At 70.0% G+C, this 23,118-nt stretch carries 25 protein-coding genes; 21 read left to right on the plus strand and 4 right to left on the minus strand.

Annotation, left to right across the window (positions count from 1 at the left end):
* The 13 genes from ARC20_RS17480 to ARC20_RS17540 all read left to right on the plus strand — a co-directional run.
* Nucleotides 1–548, plus strand: a 548-nt coding sequence (locus tag ARC20_RS17480; RefSeq protein WP_237642624.1) for an RcpC/CpaB family pilus assembly protein, incomplete at its 5' end; no start/stop codon positions are given.
* Between the two features lie 17 nt (nucleotides 549–565).
* On the plus strand, nucleotides 566–1,891 hold the full coding sequence (locus ARC20_RS17485) for a type II and III secretion system protein family protein (RefSeq protein WP_057649383.1): 1,326 nt from the start codon (nucleotides 566–568) through the stop codon (nucleotides 1,889–1,891).
* Between the two features lie 23 nt (nucleotides 1,892–1,914).
* Nucleotides 1,915–3,171: a CpaE/TadZ family protein gene (locus ARC20_RS17490; protein ID WP_081418265.1), complete on the plus strand. Its 1,257-nt coding sequence runs from the start codon at nucleotides 1,915–1,917 to the stop codon at nucleotides 3,169–3,171.
* On the plus strand, nucleotides 3,156–4,505 hold the full coding sequence (locus tag ARC20_RS17495; RefSeq protein ID WP_057649361.1) for a TadA family conjugal transfer-associated ATPase: 1,350 nt from the start codon (nucleotides 3,156–3,158) through the stop codon (nucleotides 4,503–4,505). The genes ARC20_RS17490 and ARC20_RS17495 overlap by 16 nt, the downstream gene beginning before the upstream one ends.
* A complete protein-coding gene (locus ARC20_RS17500) occupies nucleotides 4,502–5,464 on the plus strand; it encodes a type II secretion system F family protein (protein WP_057649362.1) in 963 nt (320 codons plus the stop codon). The genes ARC20_RS17495 and ARC20_RS17500 overlap by 4 nt, the downstream gene beginning before the upstream one ends.
* A gap of 16 nt (nucleotides 5,465–5,480) precedes the next feature.
* Nucleotides 5,481–6,413, plus strand: coding sequence for a type II secretion system F family protein (locus tag ARC20_RS17505; protein ID WP_057649363.1), 933 nt, complete (start codon nucleotides 5,481–5,483; stop codon nucleotides 6,411–6,413).
* Nucleotides 6,410–7,216, plus strand: coding sequence for a tetratricopeptide repeat protein (locus ARC20_RS17510; protein WP_057649364.1), 807 nt, complete (start codon nucleotides 6,410–6,412; stop codon nucleotides 7,214–7,216). The genes ARC20_RS17505 and ARC20_RS17510 overlap by 4 nt, the downstream gene beginning before the upstream one ends.
* Nucleotides 7,213–7,611, plus strand: a complete 399-nt coding sequence (locus tag ARC20_RS17515) for a DUF3613 domain-containing protein (RefSeq protein WP_057649365.1) — start codon at nucleotides 7,213–7,215, stop codon at nucleotides 7,609–7,611. Before ARC20_RS17510 ends, ARC20_RS17515 begins: the two co-directional genes overlap by 4 nt.
* A 5-nt stretch (nucleotides 7,612–7,616) precedes the next feature.
* Nucleotides 7,617–9,731 carry a pilus assembly protein TadG-related protein gene (locus ARC20_RS17520; RefSeq protein WP_057649366.1) on the plus strand — a complete coding sequence of 705 codons (2,115 nt, stop codon included), beginning with the start codon at nucleotides 7,617–7,619 and terminating at the stop codon, nucleotides 9,729–9,731.
* A gap of 105 nt (nucleotides 9,732–9,836) precedes the next feature.
* The gene (locus tag ARC20_RS17525) at nucleotides 9,837–10,544 is read left to right on the plus strand and encodes a DUF2968 domain-containing protein (protein ID WP_057649367.1); all 708 of its coding nucleotides are present in this window, start codon (nucleotides 9,837–9,839) and stop codon (nucleotides 10,542–10,544) included.
* 126 nt (nucleotides 10,545–10,670) lie between these two features.
* Nucleotides 10,671–11,531: a thioredoxin gene (gene trxA, locus ARC20_RS17530; RefSeq protein ID WP_057649368.1), complete on the plus strand. Its 861-nt coding sequence runs from the start codon at nucleotides 10,671–10,673 to the stop codon at nucleotides 11,529–11,531.
* Between the two features lie 122 nt (nucleotides 11,532–11,653).
* On the plus strand, nucleotides 11,654–12,103 hold the full coding sequence (locus tag ARC20_RS17535) for a DUF4442 domain-containing protein (protein ID WP_057649369.1): 450 nt from the start codon (nucleotides 11,654–11,656) through the stop codon (nucleotides 12,101–12,103).
* Nucleotides 12,104–12,165: 62 nt separating this feature from the next.
* A complete protein-coding gene (locus ARC20_RS17540; protein WP_057649370.1) occupies nucleotides 12,166–13,068 on the plus strand; it encodes a peptidylprolyl isomerase in 903 nt (300 codons plus the stop codon).
* A 4-nt stretch (nucleotides 13,069–13,072) separates the two neighbouring features.
* Here the strand turns inward: ARC20_RS17540 and ARC20_RS17545 are convergent, their stop codons facing one another.
* Nucleotides 13,073–13,954 (minus strand): DMT family transporter, encoded by an 882-nt coding sequence (locus tag ARC20_RS17545; RefSeq protein ID WP_057649371.1) that lies wholly within the window; start codon nucleotides 13,952–13,954, stop codon nucleotides 13,073–13,075.
* The gene (locus ARC20_RS17550; RefSeq protein WP_057649372.1) at nucleotides 13,951–14,184 is read right to left on the minus strand and encodes a hypothetical protein; all 234 of its coding nucleotides are present in this window, start codon (nucleotides 14,182–14,184) and stop codon (nucleotides 13,951–13,953) included. The genes ARC20_RS17545 and ARC20_RS17550 overlap by 4 nt, the downstream gene beginning before the upstream one ends.
* 102 nt (nucleotides 14,185–14,286) lie before the next feature.
* Between ARC20_RS17550 and ARC20_RS17555 the strand changes: the two genes are divergently transcribed.
* The 4 genes from ARC20_RS17555 to ARC20_RS17570 all read left to right on the plus strand — a co-directional run bounded on the left by ARC20_RS17555 (nucleotide 14,287) and on the right by ARC20_RS17570 (nucleotide 17,402).
* Nucleotides 14,287–15,219, plus strand: coding sequence for a LysR substrate-binding domain-containing protein (locus ARC20_RS17555; protein WP_057649373.1), 933 nt, complete (start codon nucleotides 14,287–14,289; stop codon nucleotides 15,217–15,219).
* 68 nt (nucleotides 15,220–15,287) lie between these two features.
* Nucleotides 15,288–15,605: a metalloregulator ArsR/SmtB family transcription factor gene (locus ARC20_RS17560; RefSeq protein WP_057649374.1), complete on the plus strand. Its 318-nt coding sequence runs from the start codon at nucleotides 15,288–15,290 to the stop codon at nucleotides 15,603–15,605.
* A 28-nt stretch (nucleotides 15,606–15,633) separates the two neighbouring features.
* Complete coding sequence (locus ARC20_RS17565) at nucleotides 15,634–17,040, plus strand: DUF2867 domain-containing protein (RefSeq protein ID WP_057649375.1); 1,407 nt, start codon at nucleotides 15,634–15,636, stop codon at nucleotides 17,038–17,040.
* Between the two features lie 68 nt (nucleotides 17,041–17,108).
* On the plus strand, nucleotides 17,109–17,402 hold the full coding sequence (locus tag ARC20_RS17570) for a hypothetical protein (protein WP_057649376.1): 294 nt from the start codon (nucleotides 17,109–17,111) through the stop codon (nucleotides 17,400–17,402).
* A 30-nt stretch (nucleotides 17,403–17,432) separates the two neighbouring features.
* On the opposite strand, the gene ARC20_RS17575 is transcribed toward ARC20_RS17570, so the two are convergent.
* Both ARC20_RS17575 and ARC20_RS17580 read right to left on the minus strand, forming a co-directional pair.
* Complete coding sequence (locus ARC20_RS17575) at nucleotides 17,433–18,287, minus strand: DUF4349 domain-containing protein (protein ID WP_081418266.1); 855 nt, start codon at nucleotides 18,285–18,287, stop codon at nucleotides 17,433–17,435.
* Nucleotides 18,284–18,640, minus strand: a complete 357-nt coding sequence (locus ARC20_RS17580; protein WP_057649377.1) for a GFA family protein — start codon at nucleotides 18,638–18,640, stop codon at nucleotides 18,284–18,286. The genes ARC20_RS17575 and ARC20_RS17580 overlap by 4 nt, the downstream gene beginning before the upstream one ends.
* 102 nt (nucleotides 18,641–18,742) lie before the next feature.
* On the opposite strand from ARC20_RS17580, the gene ARC20_RS17585 reads away from it, so the two are divergent.
* The 4 genes from ARC20_RS17585 to ARC20_RS17600 all read left to right on the plus strand — a co-directional run bounded on the left by ARC20_RS17585 (nucleotide 18,743) and on the right by ARC20_RS17600 (nucleotide 23,038).
* Entirely contained in the window at nucleotides 18,743–20,551 is a 1,809-nt protein-coding gene (locus ARC20_RS17585; protein ID WP_057649378.1) for a DUF885 domain-containing protein, read from the plus strand.
* Between the two features lie 240 nt (nucleotides 20,552–20,791).
* On the plus strand, nucleotides 20,792–21,352 hold the full coding sequence (locus tag ARC20_RS17590) for a DUF2569 domain-containing protein (RefSeq protein WP_057649379.1): 561 nt from the start codon (nucleotides 20,792–20,794) through the stop codon (nucleotides 21,350–21,352).
* A 160-nt stretch (nucleotides 21,353–21,512) separates the two neighbouring features.
* Entirely contained in the window at nucleotides 21,513–22,001 is a 489-nt protein-coding gene (locus tag ARC20_RS17595) for an RNA polymerase sigma factor (protein WP_057649380.1), read from the plus strand.
* A complete protein-coding gene (locus ARC20_RS17600; protein WP_057649381.1) occupies nucleotides 21,998–23,038 on the plus strand; it encodes a FecR family protein in 1,041 nt (346 codons plus the stop codon). The genes ARC20_RS17595 and ARC20_RS17600 overlap by 4 nt, the downstream gene beginning before the upstream one ends.
* Nucleotides 23,039–23,118 lie beyond the last annotated feature (80 nt).

Here is a 23,118-nt window from a genome sequence, read left to right on the forward strand (position 1 = left end):
TGCTGCTCTCGCGCCTGCGCGTGCTCAGCTACGGCGCGCAGGACCTCGGCCAGGCGCCCACGCCGCAAACCACCAACACCGATGCCAGCGCGAACAGCGGCAACACGCGTGCCGACGCGATCGCCTCGCGCGACGGCAGCGGTAGTGGCGCGGCCTCCACCGCCAACACGCAGCCGGCGCGCAGCGCGGTGCTCGCGGTGCCGGTGGACCAGGCCAACCGCCTGCTGCTCGCCGCGCAGGGCGGCAAGCTGTTCCTCGCGCTGCGCCACCCTTCCGACAACGGCAACCCGGACGAGTCGCTGTTCCCGCGCCCGGGCAACGTGCTCAAGCCGCGCCTGGACCTGAGCCCGGAACGGCGCGAGGCCGTCGCGTCGCCGGAGAACGACGCCTACGCCGGCCTCGATGCCGACGCGCTGGCCGGCCGCAACAACGCGCCCGTCGTGCCCGAACGTACCGCCGGCAGCCGCTCTCCGTCGTCCCACCGCTCCGCCCCGCCGCCGCTGGTGATCATCCGCGGCACGCAGGCCGGTGCGCTTTCTCCCCAGTGAAGGTGCGCGAAAACTCCATGATCCGATTCCGCCATCGCTCCTCATGCCGCCTGCACGGTGCCCTGCTTGCCATGGCGCTCACCCTGGCCTGCGCGGTGCCCGCGCTGGCCAGCGAAGACGCGGCCGTGATCCTGCAGACGCACGAGCAGCGGCCGTGGACGCTGCCGGCGGACCTGGAACGGGTGGCGATCGCCGACCCCGCCGTGGCCGACCTGGTGACGATGAAGAGCCGCCAGCAGGCGCTGCTGGTCGGCAAGCAGCCCGGCCAGACCACGCTGCTGCTGTGGCGGCGTGGACAGACCGCGCCGCAGCGCCTGCAGGTCAGCGTGCGCAGCGCGGTGCAGAACGACCTGCTGCAATCCCAGCCGCTCGGCCTGACCGTCTCCGACGGCCGCGCCCTGCTGCAGGGCGGCAGCGATTCGATGCTCGACCACGAGCGCGCACGCCAGGCCGCGATCGCGGTGGCCGGCGATGCGGCCAAGGTCATCGACATGTCCACCGTCGGCAGCGGCGGCGTGGTGCAGGTCGAGGTCAAGGTCGTCGAATTCAACAAGAGCGTGCTCAAGCAGATCGGCATCCAGTTCAAGAACACCAACGGCGGTTTCAGCTACGGCCTCACCCCGCCGAGCAACAGCGCCTCCACCGGCGGCGATGGCAGCAGCAACCCGCTGTCCTCGGCCTTCCAGCTGGTGGCCAGCTCGCTCACCCACCAGTGGGACACCAACATCGACCTGCTGCAGCGCAACGGCATGGCGCGCGTGCTCGCCGAGCCGACGCTGGTCGCGCTGTCCGGGCAGAGCGCCAACTTCCTCGCCGGCGGCGAGCTGCCGATCCTCGAACCGCAGGGCCTGGGCACCACCACGGTGACGTTCAAGCCGTTCGGCATCGGCCTGACGGTGACCCCGACCGTGCTGTCCAACGACCGCATCGCGTTGAAGGTGGCGCCGGAGGCCAGCGACCTCGATTACGCCAACGGGCTGTCCTACAACGGCGTGCAGATTCCCTCGATCTCCACCCGTCGCGCCGACACCACCGTGGAGCTGGGCGACGGCGAGAGCTTCGTCATCGGCGGGCTGGTCAGCAACACGCTCAGCTCGACCGTCGACAAGGTGCCGCTGCTGGGCGACCTGCCGATCATCGGCTCGTTCTTCCGCAGCCTGAACTACACCAAGCAGGAGAAGGAACTGGTCATCGTGGTGACCCCGCACCTGGTGCGTCCGATCGCCCGCGGCACCGACATCCCGCTGCCAGGCGACCGCGAATCGCAGGCGAAGATGCCGGTGTGGGGGGCGTGGCTGCTGCATCCGGCAGGCCCCGACACCCTGCCCGGCTTCTCGCGCTGACGGCCATGTCCACGGTCACGCCCATGACGCGACGCGCGCCGGACACGCCGCCCCGAGTGCTGATGTATGCGCCGGACAACCGCCACCACGCCCGCATGTCGGCCAAGCTCGCCGGCTTCGCCGATGTCGCCTGGCTGGACAGCCGCGACATCGCGCCGACCCTGCTGGTCGCCCAGCAGACCAGCTGGGTGATGGTGCTGCTGGACTACTCCAGCGCCAACGCGCAGTACTCCAGCGAGCTGGCACGGCAGCTGCTCGCGCTGATGCCCGAACTGCCGCTGGTGGCGGTGGGCGGCGCCGGCAGCGACCAGGGCGCGATCCTGCTCGCCGCCATGCGCGCCGGCGTGCGCGATTTCATCGATATCGAAAGCCCGGCCGAGGATGTGCAGAAGAACCTGCAGCACGTGCTCGCGCAGCGCCAGGCGCCACGCATGCCGGTGGCGCCCGAAGCGACGGCGCCGCAGGCGCGCGGCCGGCTGGTGGTGCTGCTCGGCAGCCGGCCCGGCGTGGGCGTGACCACGCTGGCGGTGCAGCTGGGCACTTCGTTGCGCGATCCCGCCGATGCCGCCGAAGCGCGTCCGCGCCGGCAGCTGCTCCTCGACCTCGGCCAGCCCAGCGGCGACGGCGCGCTGTACCTCAACCTGAGCCCTGACTTCCACTGCGAGGATGCCCAGCGCAACCTCAGCCGGCTCGACGCCACGCTGGCGCGCACCGCGATGACCCACCACGCCAGCGGCCTGGCGGTGCTCGGCCAGCCGGGCGGCGCCGCACCGGCGATGCAGGATGCCGCGCCGCTGATGAACCGCCTGCTCGGCGTGTTCGACCTGGTGGTGTGCGACCTCGGCGGGCTCTCGCCGCAGCAGCTGCCGCTGGCCCTGCTGCGCCAGGCCAATGAGCTGTGGATCATGGTCGACCAGAGCATCGGCGCGCTGGTCTCGCTGGACCTGCTCGCCAAGGAACTCGATGCACAACAGCTGCGCGACGAGCGCTGCTGGCTGCTGGTCAACCGCTACGACGACAACCACGGGCTGTCCAGCGCGCAGCTGGCCGAACGCTTCGGCCTGCCGCTGCTGGCCACCCTCCCCGACCGCGCCCGCGCCCTGCGCGCCTGCGCCGCCGAAGGGCAGCTGCTCTCGCAGCAGTCGCCCAACGACCCCTACCTGCGTGCCCTGGCGCCGTTGTTGCTGCGCCTGGATCCGGGACACGCACCGCCACCGCCCGCCACTGCGCTGCAGCGACTGGCCCGTCACCTGGGTATCCGGCCATGGAAAACAAAGTGACACCGCTCAATCCCGCCGCCGCGGCGCTGCTCGAAGAGGCGCTGATCACGCCGCTCGCCTTCGACCAGACCGAACAGTTCCAGGGCGTGCTCTCCGCCGCCCACGAGCACCTGCTCAACCGCATCGAGGACGAGCGCCTGGATGTCGACTCCTGGGCGCCGGACACCATCGCCAAGTACGTGCGCATGCACACCGCCGCGTTCGTGCAGGAGTGGCGCATCCCGGTCAACGAGGAGGAGATGGAGCTGGTCGCCGCGGCCCTGCACAAGGAGCTCACCGGCTTCGGCCCGCTGGAGGACCTGCTGCTCGACCCGAGCATCGAGGACATCCTCATCAACGGCTTCAAGGACGTGCACATCTCGCAGGGCGGCGTGCTGCGGCGCGCGCAGCAGCGCTTCACCGACGACCGCCACCTGCTGCGCATCCTGCGCCGCATCCTCGCCCCGCTCGGCCGCCGGCTGGACGATTCCAACCCCATGGTCGATGCGCGCCTGCCCAACGGCGGGCGACTGAACGCGATAATCCCGCCGCTGGCCGTCGACGGCCCGATGGTGTCGATCCGCAAGTTCCGCAAGGACCCCTTCACCCCGGCCGAGCTGCTCGCCAAGGGCACCTTCGACCATGCCATGCACGCGTTGCTCAACGCGATGGTGCTGGGCCGCTGCAACATCCTCATCTCCGGCGGCACCAGCTCGGGCAAGACCTCGCTGCTGAACGCGCTCGCCAGCTTCGTGCCGCACGACGAGCGCGTGGTCACCATCGAGGACACCGCCGAGCTCTCGCTCAACCATCCGCACGTCGTCCGGCTGGAGAGCCGGCTCGGCGGCGCCGACGGCAACGGCGTGGTCAGCATCCGCGAACTGGTGCGCAACAGCCTGCGCATGCGCCCGGACCGCATCGTGGTCGGCGAGGTGCGCGGCGCCGAAGTGCTGGAGATGCTGCAGGCGATGAACACCGGCCACGATGGTTCGATGGCGACCATCCACGCCAACTCGCCGCGCGACTGCCTCTACCGCATGGAGATGCTGGCCGGTTTCGCCGGCTTCCAGGGCAGCGAGGAAAGCCTGCGCCGTCAGATCGCCAGCGCGGTGGACTTCATCATCCAGATCTCGCGCCTGGCCGGCGGCCGCCGCGTGATCACCTCGATCACCGAGATCACCGGCGTCACCGACAACCTGGTCACCACCCAGGAGCTGTTCCGCCACGAGAGCTTCTACGACGGCGAGAACCTCGAGCGCGACCGCTGGATCGGGCTGGGCTTCCACCCGCACTGCCACAAGCTCGAACCGTTCCGCCAGTTCCTGCGCAGCGCCGGTGCGGAGAGCTATTCGTGACGATCATCCTGGCCCTGCTCGGCATCGCGCTGCTGTGCCTGGCCGGCGGCGTGGAGCTGTGGTGGAACGCCACCGCACGCCAACGCCAGCGCGTGGCGGCCCGGCACACCGAAGCGCGGCTGGCGCCCACGCCCGCCGCCACCGGCACGCCAAGCGGCATCGTCACCCCGGCCTCGCAGGCGCAGGCCACGCGCGCCGCGCCGGCCAGCGCGGCGGTGGCGAAGCTGCCCGGCTGGCGCGCCGCGCTGCGCCGTGCGCAATTGCCCGACCGCCCGGCCACGATCATCCTCATCGCCACGCCCGGCGTGCTGCTCGCGCTGGCCTGCGGCATGCGCATGCACTCGTTCGTGTTCGCGCTGCTCGGGCTGGTGCTGTACGCCATCGGCGCCGCGGTGCTGCTGCGCCGGCGCATGGAGCGCCAACAGCGCCAGCTGCTGCGCCAGCTGCCGGATTTTTTGGAGAACATGGTGCGCCTGGCCGGCATCGGCAACAGCCTGTCGATGGCCTTCCAGACGGCCACCCAGCAGGTGCCGCCGCCGCTGCGCCCGCTGCTCGAGAACGCCCTGCTCTACACCCGCGGCGGCATGGACCTGGACCGCGCCCTGCAGCAGGCCTCGCGCCCGTACAAGCTGGCGGCGATGGAAACATTGTCGGTGGTGCTGGGCACCAGCCTGCGCATCGGCGGGCGCAGCGACCAGATCCTGCAGCGCATGAGCGATTTCCTGCGCGACGTCGAACAGGTGCAGCAGGAGCTCGCCGCCACCACGTCCGAGACACGGCTGTCGGCCTGGGTGATCGGCCTGCTGCCGCCGGTCACCGCGCTGGGCATGGCCTTGTTCAGCCCGGACTTCTTCCGCCCGATGGTGGAGCTGCCGGCCGGCCACGCGCTGCTGTGGGTGGCGCTGGCGCTGGAAGGCCTGGGCGCGTTCCTGCTCTATCGCCTGGCGAAATCGCTATGAGCCCGGGGGCCCTGCCATGCACCTGCTGATCGCCGCGGCACTGGGCCTGTTCGCGCTGGCCGTGCTGGTGTTCGCCTACGGCCTGCTCGCGCGCGACCGCGGCAGCGAACGTGCCGAAGCGGCGCTGCGCACCGCCCTGCAGGACAAGGCCGCGCCCGCGGCGGCCCCGGCTACGCCGCGCAGCCAAAGCCTGCTCGAACAGCTCGCCACCCTCGGCCGCCAGCTCGAAGGCAGCCGCCTGCAGGGCTGGCTGCTGGCCGCCGAAGACCGCCTGCTGCTGGAGCAGATCAACTGGAACAACCGCAGCGGCACGGCGATCTTCCTCTCGCTGCGCGTGCTGCTCGCCCTGCTCGTCCCGGTGCTGGTGCTGGCCATCGTGCAGCCCACCGGTACGCGCGCCCTGGCCGCGCTGTTGTTCGGCCTGGCCGCCGGCCTGCTGCTGCCCAAGCTGCTGCTGCGCATCTGGGCGCAGCGCCTGCGCAAGCGCGCGCACGACGAACTGCCGATGCTGATCGACCTGCTGCGCCTGCTGCAGAGCGTGGGCTTCAGCATCGACCAGAGCCTGCAGATGCTCGGCGACAAGCTGCACACCGCCATCCCGCTGCTGGGGCGCGAACTGCAGGAAGCCAACACCGCCTACATCCATGGCCGCTCGCGCGCGCAGTCGCTGCGCCGCATCGGCGAGTCGTTCGGCGACGAGGACCTGCGCAGCCTGGTGCAGATGATCGTGCAGGTGCACCAGCACGGCGGCGCGATCCAGGAGCCGCTGCGGCAGTTCAGCGCGCGGCTGCGCGAATCGCGGCGCATGAAGCTCAAGGACAAGGTCGGCAAGCTCTCGGTGAAGATGACCGTGGTGATGATGGTCACCCTGCTGCCGGCGCTGATGGTGGTGTTGTCCGGCCCGGCGATCCTCGCCCTGGCCGGCGCGATGAAGAGGATGGGTTCATGAAGCGTGTCGTTCTCCCCGGCCTGCTGCTGGCGCTCGCCGGCTGCGCGCACGAAGGCTACCTGCACGCGCCGGTGGCCGAGGCCAGCGCGGTGCCCGACCCGAAGGAGGACCGCGGGGTCTACGTCGGGTTGATCCAGCGCATGCAGCAGGAAGGCGCGTGGTACGCCTCGCTCGCGCATATCGGCGCCTACCGCCAGCGCTACGGCGACAGCCCGCAGCTACGTGCGCTGCAGGCCGAGGCGCTGCGCCGTACCGGGCAGACGGAAGCGGCCGCCGCGCTGTATCGCAGCCTGCTCAAGGGCCCGCAGGCCGCCGCCGCGTGGCATGGCCTGGGCCTGATCGCCGCCAGCGCCGAACGCCCGGGCGAAGCGGAAGACGCCCTCGCCCGCGCGGTGGCGCTGGACCCGCTCAATGTCGATTACCTCGGCGACCTCGGCTTCCACCGCCTGCGCGAAGGCGAAGGCCTTCAGGCCCGTGGGCCGCTCGCGCAGGCGGCCGAACTGGCGCCTTCCGATACGCGCGCGGTCGCCAACCTGGCGCTGTGGACGCTGCTGCACGGCGACGCCAGCCAGGCCGAGGCGATCATGCGCCAGGCCGCGCTGCCCGAAGCCACGCGCAGCGAGATCTATCGCCTCGCCGGCAGCCTGCGCAATGCGCGCCCGCGCACCACCCAGGCGCGCGCCGCCCAGCGCGGCGTGGCCGAAGCGCCGCCCGCCCAACGCAGCGGCAGCATCACGGCGCCGGCTTCGATGCTGCAACGTTTCGGCGGGCAACCCGCCACCGCCCAGGAGAACACCCCATGAGTCGCCGTGCCCGTTTTCCTTTCGCCGGCCTCGCGCTGGCGCTGTGCATGGTGGCCGGCGCGGCGAGTGCCGATGCCATCCAGCAGCCGCTGACCGGCGAACGCATGGGCACCGGCGTGGCCAACGCGCAGCCGGCGCCGTTGCCGCCGCCGACGTCGCCGTTCCAGGCCAGCGCGTCCACGCCATCGGACGGCAAGCCGGCCCGTCGTGAGATCGGCGATGCCACGCGCGCACTGGTGCGCATGCAGGCCGCCGGCACCTACGCCGCCCCCGCTCGCCCGATGCTCGGCGACCAGGCCGGGCTCGCATACCAGCGCTACCTGGAGTCGTTCAAGTATCCGATTCCCGAGCGCTTCGACGTCAACCTCAAGCAGTCCCAGGACGAAGGGAACTGAGCCCGATGCCCGCCGGCCGCCTGCCCGCGCCGACGGGCCGTTCCGTGCATGCGCAGCGCGGCGCCTCGGCGCTGACGCTGATGCTGCTGATGATCGCCTTGTCGGCGATGCTCGGGTTGGTCGAAGTGGGCTACCTGTACTGGTCCAAGCGCGATCTGCAGAAGACCGCCGACCTGGCCGCGCTGGCCGGCGCGCAGCGCCTGGATACCTGCAACGCCGCCGGCACCGACAACGCCGCCGCGCGCGGCAACGCCTTCGACGACAACGCCTTCAATGGCACCTTCCAGGTGCGTTGCGGCTACTGGAACGTGCAGTCGCCGAACAGCCCGCTGGTCGCCGCCGATGCCACGCATCCGCTCAACGCCGTGGCGGTGGAACTCTCGCGCGGCGCGCTCCCGATGTTCGGCAAGGTCGAAGCCATGCCGCAGGTGCGCGCCTCGGCCGCCGCGCGCCGGGCGGCGCCCGTGGTGGCGTTCAGCGCGGGGGCCAAGCTGCTCAACGTCGATGGCAGCGCGCCGCTGCAGCAGCTGTTGTCGACGGTGGGCGTGGACCTGAGCAACAGCGAGGTGGCCAGCTACCGCGGCCTGGCACAGCTCAAGCTCACGCCGCGTGGGTTGCTGGAGGCGCTGGGCATCCCGGTGTCCTCGAACCTGAGCGTGGGCGAGCTCAACGGGCTGCTGACCCAGAGCCAGGTCAGCGTGGGCCAGTTGCTGCAGGTGATGGCCGCGCTGGCCAACCAGCAGCAGCTCGCCGGCGTGGATCTTTCGGTGCTGCAGCAACGCCTGGCCTCGGCGAACCTGGACAGCGCCCAGCTGCAACTGGGTTCCAACGACGCTACCACCGGGCTGTTCGCCAGCGTCGTCGCACCGGATGGCGATGCCAACAGCGCGCTCGACGTACAGCTCAACGCGCTGGACGTACTGGGTAGCGCGATCAGCGTGGGCAACGGCCACAATGCGGTGAACGTGCAGCAGCTCAAACTGCTCGGCGCGGTGACCGCGCAGGCGAGCATCGTGGAGCCGGCGTCCATCGGCATCGGCCCGGTCGGCACCACGGCTTACAACGCGCAGGTCCGCGTGCGGCTGGACATCGACACCGACCAGCTCGCCCTGCTCAGCCCCGTCATCAAGCTGCTCGGCATCCGCCTGCACCTGCCGATCTACATCGACGCGGTGGACGGCTACGCGCGGCTCAAGGACGTGGACTGCGCCAGCACGCCGAAGCGCGCCAACTTCGACGTGCTATCCAGCATCTCCAACATCTGCGTGGGCAAGCCCACCGGGGACTGGCGCAGCACGCGCGAGCTGTGTTCGGCGGCCAACCTCGGCAGCGAGCAGCTGGTGAAGCTGTTCGGCCTCAACGTGCTGACCGACCGCATCGTGCTGCCCGTGCTGCAGTCGCAGGACAACCTGTGGGTGCCCGAAGGCGGCACGGGTTCGGTGGCGCCCAATTCGTTGCAGGTGGGCACGCTGCTGTCGAACCTGACCGATGCGCTGTTCAACACGCTCGGCAAGCTGTTCCAGAGCAGCGGCAGCACCAGCGATACCGCGACCGGCCTGGCCACGCAGTACCTGGAAGCCACGCGCAAGAGCAGCGGCGCCTACGACCCGCAGGCGGTGGTCAATGCACTGCGCGACGGCACCGGCGGCCTTGGCGCGCTGGGCGACTGGCAGACCACCATCGTCAAGTGCGACAGCGTGCTGGGCATCGTATGCAAGAGCCAGCAGGGCAGCGTGTGGGAGGGCTTCCTCAACACCACCACGATCAAGGGCGGGCTGGTGGGCGGCCTGCTCGACGTGCTCGGGCTGACCTCGTGCAGCGGCCTGGTGGCCGGGCTGGCGTACAACACCTGCGTGCGCGACAACCTCGCCAAGTTCCTGACGACCCGGCCCGGCGGCCTGGGCGATGCGAACTACAACCCGCAGGCCGGCACCGGCGCGTGCACCACCGTGCTCTGCGTCCTGCTCAAGCCTGTGATAGACGCCACACTCCGGCCGCTGTTGAACGGCGTCGGCGCCCTGCTGGGCACCACGCTGGACCAGGTGCTGGGACTGCAATTGGGACGTACCGACGTGCGCGTGGACAGCATCCAATGCCATGCCGCGCAGTTGGTGCGATGAACACGCAAGAAGCCTGTCCAGCAGGCGTTTTTCGCTGCTAGACTCGCCGCAGGAACTCGGCCGCGGACTTGCGGCCTGTCTTTGACCAACGGGGATCTGAGGGGAATGAAACAAGCCAAGCACCTGGCCTTCTGCTGGCTGGCCATCGGCGTGTTGATCGGCACCACGGCGTGCACGTCCACGGCATCGGCCGCGCGTGGCCCGGTGCCCGCGTCCAACACCAGTTCGGTGATGCCCGGCGAGAACACCGTGGGCAACACCGCCGCCGAATTGCGCCGCCTGATGGACGCGCAGCAGCTCACCGAGCTGCGCACGACCTACAACGGCACCTATGGCGCGAGCCTGCTGTTCCATGCCGAATCGCTGAACTACTACGTGGCGCTTTTCCACGACAAGGAGTTCTGGCGCGTGATCCGCACCGAGTCGGCCGACAACGCCGAGCAGGTGTACCGCACCTTCGTCGACCAGACCGCGCAGCTGTCGCAGGTCTATATCGACACCATCCGCCTGCAGGCCGGCAAGGCCTACACGGATCGCATGGTGCAGATGAACGAAAAGCGCCTGCAGGGCCTGCAACAGGAACTGGAAGCGCAACGCCAGCAGGGCGCGCAGGTCAGCGCGGCGCTGCAGCAGAACAAGCAGGAAGCGGTCACGCTCAGCTCGGACCTGCGCAACAGCAACTCGCAGCTCGATGCCCTGCAGCAGCGCATCAAGACGCTGCAGGCGCAGCAAGGCGACCCGAGCCTGGCGCTGCCCGCCACGCAGCCGGTGGCGCCGGAACCCACGCCGGCCCCGGCGCCGACCAAGCCCTGAGCCCGGAACGCGCGCCACAAGGCGCGCGTTTTCGTTGGGGCCGGTGCATCGCCTCGGTACCCGCTCGCCTTGAGACCCGGGCTTTTGTCACCATAAAGGGGATTTCGCCGACACCGAACCCCGCCCATGTCCGACAAGCCGCACGTATTCGACGCCACCACCGACACTTTCGAGGCCGACGTCCTGCAGAAATCCCTGCAGGTACCGGTGCTGGTGGACTTCTGGGCCACCTGGTGCGGCCCCTGCAAGACCCTGACCCCGATCCTGGAAAAGCTCGCCGCCGAGTACAACGGCGCCTTCGTGCTGGCCAAGGTCGACGTGGACCAGGAGCAGCAGATCGCCGCCGCCTTCCAGATCCGCTCGGTGCCGACCGTCTTCCTGGTGCAGAACGGGCAGATCGTCGATGGCTTCCCCGGCGCGATGCCGGAGGGCCAGCTGCGCGAATTCCTCACCCAGCACGGTGTCATGCCGGGCGAGGCCGCGCCGGCCGAGGCGCCCGCCGCGCCGGTCGCGCTGGATCCGCAGGCCGAGGTCGCGCGCCTGCGCGAGGCCATCGCCGCCGAGCCGGACAAGGACGAATACAAGCTGGACCTGGCGCTGGCGCTGCTGCGCGTGGGCGAGGCGGAGGAAGCCGGCCGCCTGCTCGACGCGCTGCCGGCCAACCTGGCCACCGACGACCGCGCCGTGCGCGGCCGCGCGCGACTGGGTTTCGCCAATGCGCTGAAGGACGCCCCGGCGCGCGAGGCGCTGGAGCAGGCCCTGGCTGCTGACGCCAACGACCTGCGCGCGCGCCACTTGCTGGGCGTGCGCCTGCTGGTCGAAGGCCAGGACGAGGCCGCGCTTTCGGAATTCATCGAACTGCTGCGACGGGACCGCAACTACAGCGAAGGGCTGCCGAAGAAGACGCTGATCGACGCCTTCCGGGTGATCGAGGACGAGGACCTGGTCGGCCAGTACCGGCGCAAGATGTCGTCGCTGCTGTTCTGACGCGAAGGCCCGGGCAACCGGGCCTTTTGCTTTCCATGGGGCGCCATCCGGGGCGCGCGCGCCCTTCCCGTACCGGCGCGTATGGTAGGCTTCAGTCCCCGCCCCTGCCGTTCGCAGCCCGCATGAAAGCCTCGCTGTTCCGCCTCGGCCTCAACCTCTGGCCGCCGTTCCTGTTCACCGGCATCCGCGTGGTCGAACTGGGCGAGGACTACCGCCATGCCCGGGTCGAACTGCGCATGCGTCCCTGGAACCGCAACTACGTCGGCACCCACTTCGGCGGCAGCCTGTTCGCGATGACCGACCCGTTCTGGATGCTGCTGGTGATGCACAATATCGGCCGCGACTACTACGTGTGGGACAAGGCCGGCGCGATCGAATTCGTCAAACCCGGCCGCGGCACGGTAAGCGCGCAGTTCCGCATCGACGATGCCGTGCTCGACGAACTGCGCCAGGCCACCGCCAGTGGCGAGAAGACCCTGCGCTGGTTCGAGAACGAGGTCATCGACGCGCAGGGCGATGTCGTGGCCAAGGTGCGCAAGCAGCTCTACGTCAAGCGCAAGCCCGGCCGCTGAGCGACTGGCGCGCAGGCGCGCGCTCGGGCCAGAATCGGGTGGACTCCCTTCCGGCTTCGTCCATGCGCCCGACCACCCGCCTGCTCGCCTGTGCCCTGCTCGCCGCCCTGCCCGCGCTGGCCTTCGCCGCGCCGTACCGCAGCGCGCAGCAGATCCTCGACGCCTCGCCAGCCAGCGACTGGCGCACCCTCGACCCGGCGAACACGCTGTACCTGGAGCTGGCCAGCGGCCGGGTAGTCATCGAACTGGCGCCACAGTTCGCGCCCGAGCATGCGGCCAACATCCGCACGCTGGCCCGCGAACACTTCTGGGACAACACCAGCATCTATCGCGCGCAGGACAACTTCGTCGTGCAGTTCGGCGATGCCGATGCCGACGATGCCGCCAAGGCCAAGCCCATGGGGTCGGCCAAGACCCACCTGCCGGCCGAGTTCGCGCGCCCTTCCAGGGGCCTGGCGTTCTCGCGCCTGCCCGACAGCGATGGCTGGGCGAAGGAGGTGGGGTTCGTCGACGGCTTCCCGGTCGGCCGCGACGGCGCGAACGGGCAGACCTGGCTGGCGCACTGCTACGGCGCGGTCGGCGCCGGGCGCAACAACGCGCCCGACAGCAGCGTGGGTGCGGAGCTTTACGTGGTGATCGGCCAATCGCCGCGCCAGCTGGACAACAACATCACCGTGGTCGGCCGCGTGGTGAAGGGCATGGAGCTGCTCAGCGCCACGCCGCGCGGTCCCGAGCCGATGGGCTTCTACGAGGATGCCGCGCAGCGCACGCCGATCCGCGCGATCAAACTCGCCAGCGAAGTCCCCGAAGGCGAGCGCACCCCGCTGCAGCTGCTGCGCACCGACAGCCAGACTTTCCGCGACGTCGCCGAGGCGCGCCGCAACCGCGTGGACGACTTCTACAAGCGCCCGGCCGGGCACATCGACCTGTGCAACGTGGCGCTGCCGGTGCGCACGCCGAAGTAAGCCTTCAGCGTTTCTGGCTGAAGGCCACGCTGCCGAGGATCAACGCGCCGGCGGCGAGCATGCGCGCGGTGATCGGCTCATGCAGGAACAGCCAGGCGAACAGCGCGCCGAACACCGGGATCAGGTAGGTCACGGTGGAGGCGATCGCCGGGCCGACGCGGTAGATCAGCCGGTAATACAGCAGGAACGCGAAGCCGGTGCAGAACATGCCCAGCGCGATGGCGCTGGCCCAGGCCATCGGCGGGATCGGCTGCTGCGGCCAATGGGTGATCGCCAGCGGCGCCAGCAGGATCGCCCCGCAGCCCAGCGTGGCCGCACCGGACGCGGCCGGCGGCAAGCCGGTCATGTGGCGCTTCACCAGGTTGATGCCCACGCCGTACAGCAGCGAGGCCAGCGCGCCGGCGAACACCGCCGGGCCGATGCTCAGGCCGGCGGACTTGCCGGTGGCCAGCACCACCACGCCCACGAAACCGATCAACAGCGCGACCGCCCGGCGCATGCCGATCTTTTCGCCGAAGAACAGGAACGCCACCAGCGCGGCGAACAGCACGGTCATCGCGTTGCAGATCGCGCCGATCGCCGCCGGTGCGCGCTCGGCGCCCCAGGCGAACAGCAGGAACGGGATGGCGGAGTTCACCAGGCCGATGGGCGCCAGCCACAGCCAGCGCCGCGGCGGGAACAGCGCGCGCGACTTCCACAGGAACGGCGCCAGCACCAGCGCGCCGAGCAGCAGGCGCACCTCGACCAATGCGAACGGGCCGAACGGCTGCGCGGCGATGCGCATGAACAGGAACGAGCAGCCCCAGATCGCCCCGAGCACGCCCAGTTCCAGCGGGGTGCGCCAGTCGCGTCCACGCGCGAGGGTCGCTTCGGCGGTGTTGTTCATGCCATCTCCTTGGGTTGCCGCTTGTGGGGTTCGACGATGATGCGCCGACGCACGATGCGCACCTGGGCGACCATCAGCAGGCGCAGGTCGCGCACCAGGTAGGCGGCCAGCGCCGCGTCGTCGATGTCGTCGCCTTCGATGTCCAGCCGGAAGTCCTGGCCCTGCAGTCCGCCACCGTTGCTGAATTCGATTTCGAAATCGAAGACCACGCGGTGCGGGAGGGCGTCCATGTTGGCGGGAGACCGGAAAGGGGAGCCAGCATCCTCCCGCCCGGCGGGCGCGACAAGCGCGTAGTATCACGCGCAGCGACAAATCTGATTCGTGGCTCGCCCGTGAACCTGCGCCCCACCCTGCTACCTGCCCTGGGCGTGTTCGCCGTTGCCGCCCGCCACCAGAACTTCGCCCTGGCCGGGGCGGAGCTGCACCTGACCGCCAGCGCGGTGAGCCACCACATCCGCAAGCTCGAAGCGATGCTGGGCGCGCCGCTGTTCCAGCGGCATGCGCGCGGCGTCACCCTGACCACCGAGGGCCGCCAACTGGCCGACGCGGCCAGCGCCGCGCTCTCGGATTTGGGCGCGGTGGCGCGCAACCTGCGCCCGCCCCCGGAGACGGTGCCGCTGCGGCTGACCACGCTGCATTCCATTTCCTACTGCTGGCTGCTGCCGCGCCTGCCGCGCTTCTGCGCGTTGCACCCGCATGTGCGCGTGGAGATCCACACCGGCGGCGCGCTGGCGCGTTTCGACGACGGCGGCCCGGACCTGGGCATCCGCTACGGGCCGGGCAACTGGCCGGGCCTGACCGCGCTGCCGCTGATGGAGGACGCGCTGTTCCCGGTGGCCTCGCCGGCGTTGCCGCAGCTGGCGGAACTGCGCACGCCGGCCGACATCCTGCAGCTGCCCTTGCTGTCGGACATGTCGCCGCAAAGCTGGCGCGACTGGCTGCGCGCGGCCGGCGTACGCGGCGTGCGCCTGCCGCCGATGCACAGCTTCAGCGACAGCACCGAGGCGCTGCGCGCGGCGGTCTACGGCATGGGCGCGGTGCTGGCGCGCAAGCTGGTCGCGCAGCCCTACCTGCAGCGCTACGAACTGGTGCGGCTGCCCGGGCCTTCGATGCAGCCGCGCTTTGCGTACTACATCGTGCATCCGGAGCACCAGCCGCCCAATGCGACCGCGCAGCTGATGATCGACTGGCTGCGCCGCGAGGCGCTGGACGAGCGCACGCCTCTGCCGCCGTTGCCGGCGGAGTTGATGGGGTTGCCGGGGTGAACCCACCCCCTTGACAGCGGGCCGCCGGCACTTCAATGATTAACCAATTCGTTAATCATTGAACCATCATGGCCACCGACCGAATCTTCGAAGCGCTCGCCTCGCGCCCCCGCCGCGAGATCCTGGCCTTCCTGTCGGCGCAGGAGCTGACGGCCGGCGAGATCGGGCAACGTTTCGATATGACCGCCCCGGCGATCTCGCGCCACCTGGCCGTGCTGTCCGCGGCCGGACTGGTCATCGGCGAGCGGCGCGGCCAGTTCGTCTATTACCGCCTCACGCCGGACAGCCTCATCAACACGCTCAGCAGCTTTGCCTTCGAGGTCTGCCCCACCGCCGGCCCCCTGCAACGCGAATCGCGGCGCCTGGCCAAGGCCAAGGCGCGCTGACCCCTTCCCCGACACGGCAGGAGCCGACATGGGACGCTTGTGGATTGCCAGCGAACGCAGTTTCCCCCGCGTACAACTCGCCGCCCCTGATGGCGGGCGCCCTGTCGAAGTCCTGTTGATCTCCCAGCTCGACCCCGGCGCGGGCGACGCGCTGGCCGCACGGGCCGGCCAACGGCAGGCCTCCCACCCGCGCCACGACGCCGCGCTCGACGAACCGTCCGCGCTGCTTTCCCCGCCGGATTTCTCGCGCGACGATCCGACCTCGCTGTTTTCCTTTTCGGTCGGTCCGCACGGCCATCCCTTCCACCGACATGCGGGACGCCGGCTGTTCACCGCGATCAGCGGCAGCGGCGGCGCGCGCCTGCGCTTCGCCCACGTCTGCGATGCGGCGATGGCGGCTGATCCAGCGGCGTTCCTGCGCGCACTGCGGCATGTCGAAGTCCCGCCGGACTGCCTTTTCAGCGTGCGCTTCGATGGCGGCACCTGGCACCAGTTCCTGCCGCTGCGCAACGACGGCCATCACCCGGCGCTGTTCGCCCTGTCATGCCATCCCGACGAATCCGCCGGGCTGGTGGATCCTTCGCTGCAGGCCCGTGCGGCAGCCGGCACCGCCACCATCGCCAGCCTGACCGAACTGTTGCCAGGCCCCGTGCAATCCCTGCTCGATGCGGCCGACGCGCGTGGCGAGGCGGTGCCCACCACTTGCCTCGCCCTGCACGCGCCGCCCGATTCCTGGCGACAGCGTGCATGCGCACGCATCCGCAGCCGCGCCGGGCGCTGCCGCCTGCGCTGGCAAGCAAAGGGCGTGGCCGGCTATACCGGCCACCGCGGCGAAGCCCCGACCATCAGGCACGCACGCGCGTTGCCGGAAGATTCCCTGCTGCCCCCCTTGCTGCCCGGCTATCACTACCAGGACATCGTGACGGCCACGCTCGCGCGCGAGGACGTGCGTTCGTCGCAGCCGGCCGCCTTGCTCGCCGCGTTGCTGGAAGGATTCCTGGAAGCCCCGCCGGCCAGCGTCGGCGCACTGATGGGACTGCGCAATACGCTGGTGCGTCCCTTAGGGCTGCGCATCGCCAAGCTGGGGTGCCCGGTCTCTTCACTGGCCAGCGCGCAGTCGCCGGAACGATTCCTGCAGCGCTTCCCCGTGCTGTCACAAGCGCATGCGCCGCGCAGCGCGCAGGTGATCCTGGGCGCCGACGATCGCCATCTCGCCTTTCGGTCCTGCGCCGCCGTGCATGTCGACGACGACGGCCAGGTGCATTTCAGCCTTGCCACCCGGGTACGCTGCCGCAATCTTTTCGGCCGCGCCTACATGGCGGTCGTGGACGGCGTGCATCGCAGGCACGTGGCGCCGACCCTGCTGTCCACGGCGCTGTTGCACGTGGCCACGCGCGACCTGCCGGCAGGCGATGCCCTGTCGCCCGTGGGCTGAGGCCGTCCTCACCCGGCGTTTCCGTCCGGCTGCCTAACCTGAGGCTCCCTTTCGATGGAGACCTGCCCATGCCCACCCTGCGCCTGCGCATCACCGGCAGCGAGGACGACGCCCGCGCGATCAGCAACCTGTTGTTGAGCCTGGATGGCATCGAGCACGTCGAGGAAGTGGACGACCTGATGTCGCACCTGGACGACGACGATTCCAGCTCGGCCGGCCTGTCCGACGACGAAGGCCCCGGCACGCACGAACTGGAAGTGGAAGCGGGCAACGACTCCACCGCGCAGAAGGTGCGTGATGCGGTGCAGGAACTGGCGTTGGAGCTGGATGTGTTCGTGGAGTTCGAGGAAGACGAGGGTTGACGCCCTCGTCGTTCCCCCGCAAGGCTCGCCTCAGCCCGCGCGCCGGCGGCGACGCCGCCACCACGCCCGCGCCACCCATAGCAACGCCAGCCCCAGGATCGCCGGCGGCAACACGCCCGCGATGAAGCGCACCACCCACGCCACGCTGCCGGTGAAGATCGCGCCGGTCTCGGAGAAGGCCTGGCCCAGTTCGCTGCGCCGCTGCTCGGTGCCGATGGCCTGGAAGTTGATCGTCAGCCGCTGGGTATCGATGCGCCGCTGCTGTTGGGCCGCGTCCTGCCGCGCCACCTGCAGGCCGCTTTCGATCTCGGCCAGGCGCTGGGAGAGCGTCAGCAGGTCGGCCACCTTCAGGTCGCCGCGGCGCTGGTATTCGAGCAGGCGCGCGTGCTCGTTCTCCAGCCGCGCCTGGGTCAGGCGGGTGTCAGCGACCTGCTGGGCGAGGTCTTCGGCGTTGGTGCTGCGCTCGGCGATCTCGCCGCCTTCGCCCGCCAGTTTCAGTAGCGCTTCCACGCCTGCCGGCGCAGTGCGCACGGTGATCTCGCCGCCCGGGTACGGATCGCCGCGCTGGGTGATCTGCAGCACCGCGCAATCGCCGAAACGGGCCTCCTGGCAGGCGTCGCGCACCGCGGCCAGATGCGCGGGGATATCCGCCCCCGGCAGGCGCACGCTGGCGTCGTGCTCGTACGCCAGGAAGGTGCCACGCGGCGGCGCCAGCATCTTGGCCGGGGCGGGCGGCGGCGCGGCGGCAAACCGTGCGGACTCCTCGCCCGCCATGGCCGCGTCGGCTGCCGCGGCGGCGGCTTCTTCGGGCGACTGCCCCGCGTGCCTGCCGCAACCGGCCAGTGCCAACGCCAGGAGGAAACCGGCGATACGCGCCCCGGTCACAGGCTCGCCCCGTCGAAAGCGTTGATCTTCAGGCCGGCCAGGTCCAGCGCCGGCACGCAGCGCAGGTTCACCGCCGCCATCAGCTGGCCCGAACGCGGGTCCACCGCCTCGCTGTAGGGGGCAATGCCGCAATCCCGGCAGTAGTGGTGGGCGATGTGCTCGTGGTTGAAGCGGTATTCGCCCTGGCGCTCGGCCGGGGTGTGCAGCGCCAGCGCGTCGCGCGGGCCGAACCACAGCAGGCCGCCACGGCGGCGGCACAGCGAGCAGTTGCAGTCCATGGCTTCGGTGATCGGCGCCGGCGTGGTCAAGGTGAACGCGATCGCGCCGCAGTGGCAGCTCCCTTCGTACTGCATGCCCTTCCCCTCCTGTTGGAGCGCCCAAGGTAATCCAAAGGCATGTGCGCCCGCACGCGCGGGGGCCTATCCTCGACGGTTTCGACCCACCTGGAATCCCCGATGCGCAAGACCCTGCTCACCGCCGCCCTGCTGGCCGCCCTCGCCGGCTGCCAGAAACAGGCCGACACCGCCCCCACCGCCGAGACCCCCGCCGGCGCCGCCACCGCCGCCACGACGGCCGATGCGCGCTTCGCCGAGCTGTCCAAGCAGGCGCTGGACACCTGGATGCAGCTGTCCCCGGTCGGCGCCACCCAGATCGGCGACCACCGCTTCGACGGCCAGATCGACGACCTGTCGGCCGCCGGCCGCCAGAAGGGCCTGGAGGCCAGCAAGTCGCTGCTGGCGCAGCTGGACAAGATCGACGCCACCCAGCTCTCGCGCGAGAACCAGGTGGACGCGGCGATCCTGCGCAACCAGCTGCAATCCGACATCTGGAACACCGAGGTGCTGCAGAGCTGGGCGTGGGACCCGCAGGTCTACAACAACGTGGCCGGCAGCGCGATCTACGGCCTGATGGCGCGCGAGTTCGCGCCGCTGCCCGAGCGCATCAAGTCGGCGACCGAGCGCATGGAGAAGATCCCGCAGATCTTCGCCCAGGCCCGCGAGAACCTGGACCCGGCGCGCGTGCCGGAGATCCACGCCAAGACGGTGGCCAAGCAGAACGCGGGCATCCTCTCCATCGTCGATACCTTCATCACCCCGCACCTGGGCGAGCTGGCGCCGGCCGATGCGGCGCGCACCAACGCGGCCATCGACGGGCTGAAGAAGGCCGTGGCCGAGCAGCAGAAGTGGCTCGATGACACGCTGGTGCCGAACGCCAAGGGCGATTTCCGCATCGGCGCGGAGAAGTACGACCAGAAGCTGAAGTTCGCGCTGGTGTCCTCGCTGTCGCGCCAGGACATCAAGCAGCGCGCCGAAGCCGAGCTCAAGCGCGTGCGTGGCGACATGTACGGCATCGCGCGCGAGGTGCTGAAGGACAAGCCGGGCGCGCCGGCGCTGCCGGAGAATCCGAACGACGATCAGCAGCAGAAGGCGATCGAGGCGGCGCTGGAGTTGGCGTATGCGCAGCATCCGGCGCGCGACAAGGTGGTGGACGATGCCAAGGCGGCGTTGAAGTCGGCCACCGATTTCGTGCGTGAAAAGGACCTGGTGACGCTGCCGGATGCGCCGGTGGACGTGATCCTGATGCCGGAGTTCCAGCGCGGCGTGGCGGTGGCGTACTGCGATTCGCCCGGCCCGCTGGACAAGAATCTGGCGACGTTCTTCGCGATCTCGCCGATCCCGGACGACTGGACGCAGGCGCAGTCCGATTCGTTCCTGCGCGAGTACAACTCGCGGATGATCCACCTGCTGTCGATCCACGAGGGCATCCCGGGCCATTACCTGGAAGGCTGGCACTCCTCGAAGTTCCCGTCGACGCTGCGCGCGGTGCTGCGTTCGGGCATGTTCGCCGAGGGTTGGGCGGTGTACACCGAGCGGATGATGCAGGAGCAGGGCTACCTGGATAACGATCCGCTGTTCCACCTGGTGCAGCTGAAGTTCTACCTGCGTTCGATCGCCAATGCGATCCTCGACCAGGGCGTGCACGTGGACAACTGGAGCCGCGAGCAGGCGATGCACCTGATGACGCACGATGCGTTCCAGCAGGAGAGCGAGGCGTCGGGCAAGTGGGTGCGCGCGCAGCTGTCCTCGGCCCAGCTGCCGACCTACTTCGTGGGCGTGCAGGAGCATCTGGATACGCGCAAGGCGGTGCAGGAGAAGCTGGGCGACAAGTTCAACCTGAAGGCCTACCACGACCAGATCCTGTCCTACGGTGCGCCGCCGGTGCGCTTTGCGCGCGAGCTGATGCTGGATCAGCCGATCGAGTAATCGCCCGGCTTAGGTTGCGACCGTGCGGGTTCTTGCCTGCACGGTCTTTTCCGCTGAAAGCGCTGCACGCATGGGCCAGCGTGCGGCACCCGGGGGCAGGACCTGGCCCCGGATGCCCGATGGGTTCCTGATGCCTGAGCGCAGAGCGGTTGCGCGTGCTTTCCGGCGGGCTATGCTGCGCTCGTGAGCACAGGGAACGGCACCGCCTTGGCGCCGGGGCTCGCCGATGGGGATATCGCAATGAACACGAAGCGGCATGAGCTCGATGGGCTCGGTGGTTGGTTGATCCTGGTGTTCTTCGGGCTGTTCGTCAGCCTGTTGCGTATTCCCGCCACGCTGCTCACTACGCATGGACGCCTGCTGCTTGATGGCACGCTGGCCCAGCTCATCGATCCGCAAGGGGCGGCCTATCACCCGCTGTGGTTGCCGCTGATCATCTTCGAAGTGGCCGGCAATCTTTTCATCCTCGCGCTGGTGGTGGCGACCCTCGTGCTGCTGTTCGCCCGCTCGCGCTATGCGCCGGCCATCGCCATCGCGCTGTACGCGTGCAATGTCGGGGTGATCGTGGCCGACATCGGCGCCTGCCAGCTGATCCCGGCCCTGGCCGAGCAGCCGGTGGACGTGGATTCTTTGAAAGACCTGGGCCGCGCGTTGATCGCCGCGCTGATCTGGATTCCGTATTTCCTGGTGTCCAAGCGCGTACGGGTCACTTTCACCCGCTATTGGCCGGCGCTGCCCGGGCGCAAGGCGCCGGCCGTGATTCCGCCGCTGCCGCCGGTGGCGCCGGAGGCAGCGCCGTAAGCCACCCGTACTCATTCGTGCACGCGGGAATTTCCTCGCACTGAGCCCCTGGCGGACCCACCCGTCACCACCCCGTCATCTACCCCGCTTACCTTCCGCCCACTTCGGGGGAAGGGATGGCGGCGCATTGGGCGAGCAGGCAAAACGCGGACTGGCGCGGATGTTCGCCGAGAAGGCGCCGGTGCTGCGGGGCTTCTTCGCCCGGCGCGGCGCGCATGACGAGACGGAGGACCTGGTGCAGGAAACCTATCTCCGCCTGCTGCGCGCCGACCAGGCGCAGGGCGAGGCCATCGGCAATCCCGAAGCCTACCTGTTCACGGTGGCGTTGAACCTCGTGCGCGAGCAGGCCGCCCGCCGCCAGCGCTCGCCGCTGCCCATCGAGGAATTCGAACAGGTGGCCCAGCAGCTGGCCGCCGAGGATTCGGTCGAGGACACCGCCGCGCGCGCCCAGCGCGGGCAGCGCCTGCAGGCGTTGCTGGCCGAGTTGCCCGAACGCACGCGCGCGGTGCTGGTGATGCAGTACCGCGACGGACTCAGCTACAAGCAGATCGCCGAGCGCATGGGCGTATCACCGCACATGGTGAAGAAGCACGTGGTGCGCGGGCTGGCGCATTGCCGCCAGGCGCTGGCCGACGAGGTGGAGGCATGAGCCCGCAACCGCGCCGTCCCGATCCGCTCATCACCCAGGCCGCCGCCGAATGGCATGCGCTGCATCGCCAGGGCGAGCTGAGCCCCAGCCAGCAGGCGCGCTTCATGGAATGGCTGCTGGCCACGCCGGACCACCTGCGCGAATACCTGGCCATCGGCCGCGTCGCTTCCGAACTCGGCGCCGCTTTGCGCGCACTACCGTCGGAGGCGCCCGCGCCGCTGGCGACGCCGCCGCGGCATGACAACGTGGTGGCGCTGCCGGTGCGGCATGCCCCGCCACGGCCCGCACGCGGGAACGCCGTGCCTCGCCCGTGGACGCGCCTGGCCACCGCGGCGGCGCTCGTGCTGGCGCTGGGCACCGGCGCGCAGCTCGCCTGGCCGCGCACGGCGCATTACGTCACCGCGCACGGCGCGCCGCGCACGCTCACCCTGCCCGACGGCACCGTCGCGCACCTCAACGCACAGAGCGCGCTGTCCACGCGCTACACGCTGTTCGGGCGCAAGGTGGTGCTGGAACAAGGACAGGCCAGTTTCGTGGTGGCCGCCGAGCGCCGTCCGTTCACGGTGCGCGCGGCGGGCCTGCAGGTGCGCGACATTGGCACCACGTTCGATGTGTCGCTGCTGCGCGAGCAAGCCCGCATCGGTGTGGTCGAAGGGCGCGTGCAGGTGAGCGCGGACGACGACAACGGCCGCGTCCTCGCCGACCTGCGCGCCGGGCAGAGTGCACGCATCGATTACCACGACCACGACGTGCGCGTGGCCAGCGAGGACGCCGAGGCGATCACCGGCTGGTGGCGGCAACGCATCGTGTTCCGCGACGAGCCGCTGCGCGACGTCGCCGACCAGTTCAATCGCCTCAACACGATGCGCGTCACCGTGGACGAAGCCGCCGGCGCACTGCGCCTGACCGGCAACCTCGCCGCCGGCGATGTCGATTCGCTCCAGGCGTTCCTGCAGCAACAGCCCGGCCTGCGCACCACGCTGGCGCACGACGGCATCCAGGTGCGCGCGAACACGCAGGCACCGACGCGCCGCTGAGGCGGCCCATTACCGCATCGAGATGACAAGCGCGTTGCGATGCACGCGCATCGCGACGCCTGGGCGATGTCAAAAAAAAT

This window comes from Stenotrophomonas panacihumi (assembly GCF_001431645.1).
Lineage (GTDB): Bacteria > Pseudomonadota > Gammaproteobacteria > Xanthomonadales > Xanthomonadaceae > Stenotrophomonas_A > Stenotrophomonas_A panacihumi.

Bases quoted from the DNA above. Each gene is read 5' to 3' on its own strand.
- ARC20_RS17485 (WP_057649383.1), top strand. From the start codon at position 566: ATGATCCGATTCCGCCATCGCTCCTCATGCCGCCTGCACGGTGCCCTG.
- ARC20_RS17490 (WP_081418265.1), top strand. From the start codon at position 1,915: ATGACGCGACGCGCGCCGGACACGCCGCCCCGAGTGCTGATGTATGCG.
- ARC20_RS17495 (WP_057649361.1), top strand. From the start codon at position 3,156: ATGGAAAACAAAGTGACACCGCTCAATCCCGCCGCCGCGGCGCTGCTC.
- ARC20_RS17505 (WP_057649363.1), top strand. From the start codon at position 5,481: ATGCACCTGCTGATCGCCGCGGCACTGGGCCTGTTCGCGCTGGCCGTG.
- ARC20_RS17510 (WP_057649364.1), top strand. From the start codon at position 6,410: ATGAAGCGTGTCGTTCTCCCCGGCCTGCTGCTGGCGCTCGCCGGCTGC.
- ARC20_RS17515 (WP_057649365.1), top strand. From the start codon at position 7,213: ATGAGTCGCCGTGCCCGTTTTCCTTTCGCCGGCCTCGCGCTGGCGCTG.
- ARC20_RS17520 (WP_057649366.1), top strand. From the start codon at position 7,617: ATGCCCGCCGGCCGCCTGCCCGCGCCGACGGGCCGTTCCGTGCATGCG.
- ARC20_RS17525 (WP_057649367.1), top strand. From the start codon at position 9,837: ATGAAACAAGCCAAGCACCTGGCCTTCTGCTGGCTGGCCATCGGCGTG.
- trxA (WP_057649368.1), top strand. From the start codon at position 10,671: ATGTCCGACAAGCCGCACGTATTCGACGCCACCACCGACACTTTCGAG.
- ARC20_RS17535 (WP_057649369.1), top strand. From the start codon at position 11,654: ATGAAAGCCTCGCTGTTCCGCCTCGGCCTCAACCTCTGGCCGCCGTTC.
- ARC20_RS17540 (WP_057649370.1), top strand. From the start codon at position 12,166: ATGCGCCCGACCACCCGCCTGCTCGCCTGTGCCCTGCTCGCCGCCCTG.
- ARC20_RS17545 (WP_057649371.1), bottom strand. From the start codon at position 13,954: ATGAACAACACCGCCGAAGCGACCCTCGCGCGTGGACGCGACTGGCGC.
- ARC20_RS17550 (WP_057649372.1), bottom strand. From the start codon at position 14,184: ATGGACGCCCTCCCGCACCGCGTGGTCTTCGATTTCGAAATCGAATTC.
- ARC20_RS17560 (WP_057649374.1), top strand. From the start codon at position 15,288: ATGGCCACCGACCGAATCTTCGAAGCGCTCGCCTCGCGCCCCCGCCGC.
- ARC20_RS17565 (WP_057649375.1), top strand. From the start codon at position 15,634: ATGGGACGCTTGTGGATTGCCAGCGAACGCAGTTTCCCCCGCGTACAA.
- ARC20_RS17570 (WP_057649376.1), top strand. From the start codon at position 17,109: ATGCCCACCCTGCGCCTGCGCATCACCGGCAGCGAGGACGACGCCCGC.
- ARC20_RS17580 (WP_057649377.1), bottom strand. From the start codon at position 18,640: ATGCAGTACGAAGGGAGCTGCCACTGCGGCGCGATCGCGTTCACCTTG.
- ARC20_RS17585 (WP_057649378.1), top strand. From the start codon at position 18,743: ATGCGCAAGACCCTGCTCACCGCCGCCCTGCTGGCCGCCCTCGCCGGC.
- ARC20_RS17590 (WP_057649379.1), top strand. From the start codon at position 20,792: ATGAACACGAAGCGGCATGAGCTCGATGGGCTCGGTGGTTGGTTGATC.
- ARC20_RS17595 (WP_057649380.1), top strand. From the start codon at position 21,513: ATGTTCGCCGAGAAGGCGCCGGTGCTGCGGGGCTTCTTCGCCCGGCGC.
- ARC20_RS17600 (WP_057649381.1), top strand. From the start codon at position 21,998: ATGAGCCCGCAACCGCGCCGTCCCGATCCGCTCATCACCCAGGCCGCC.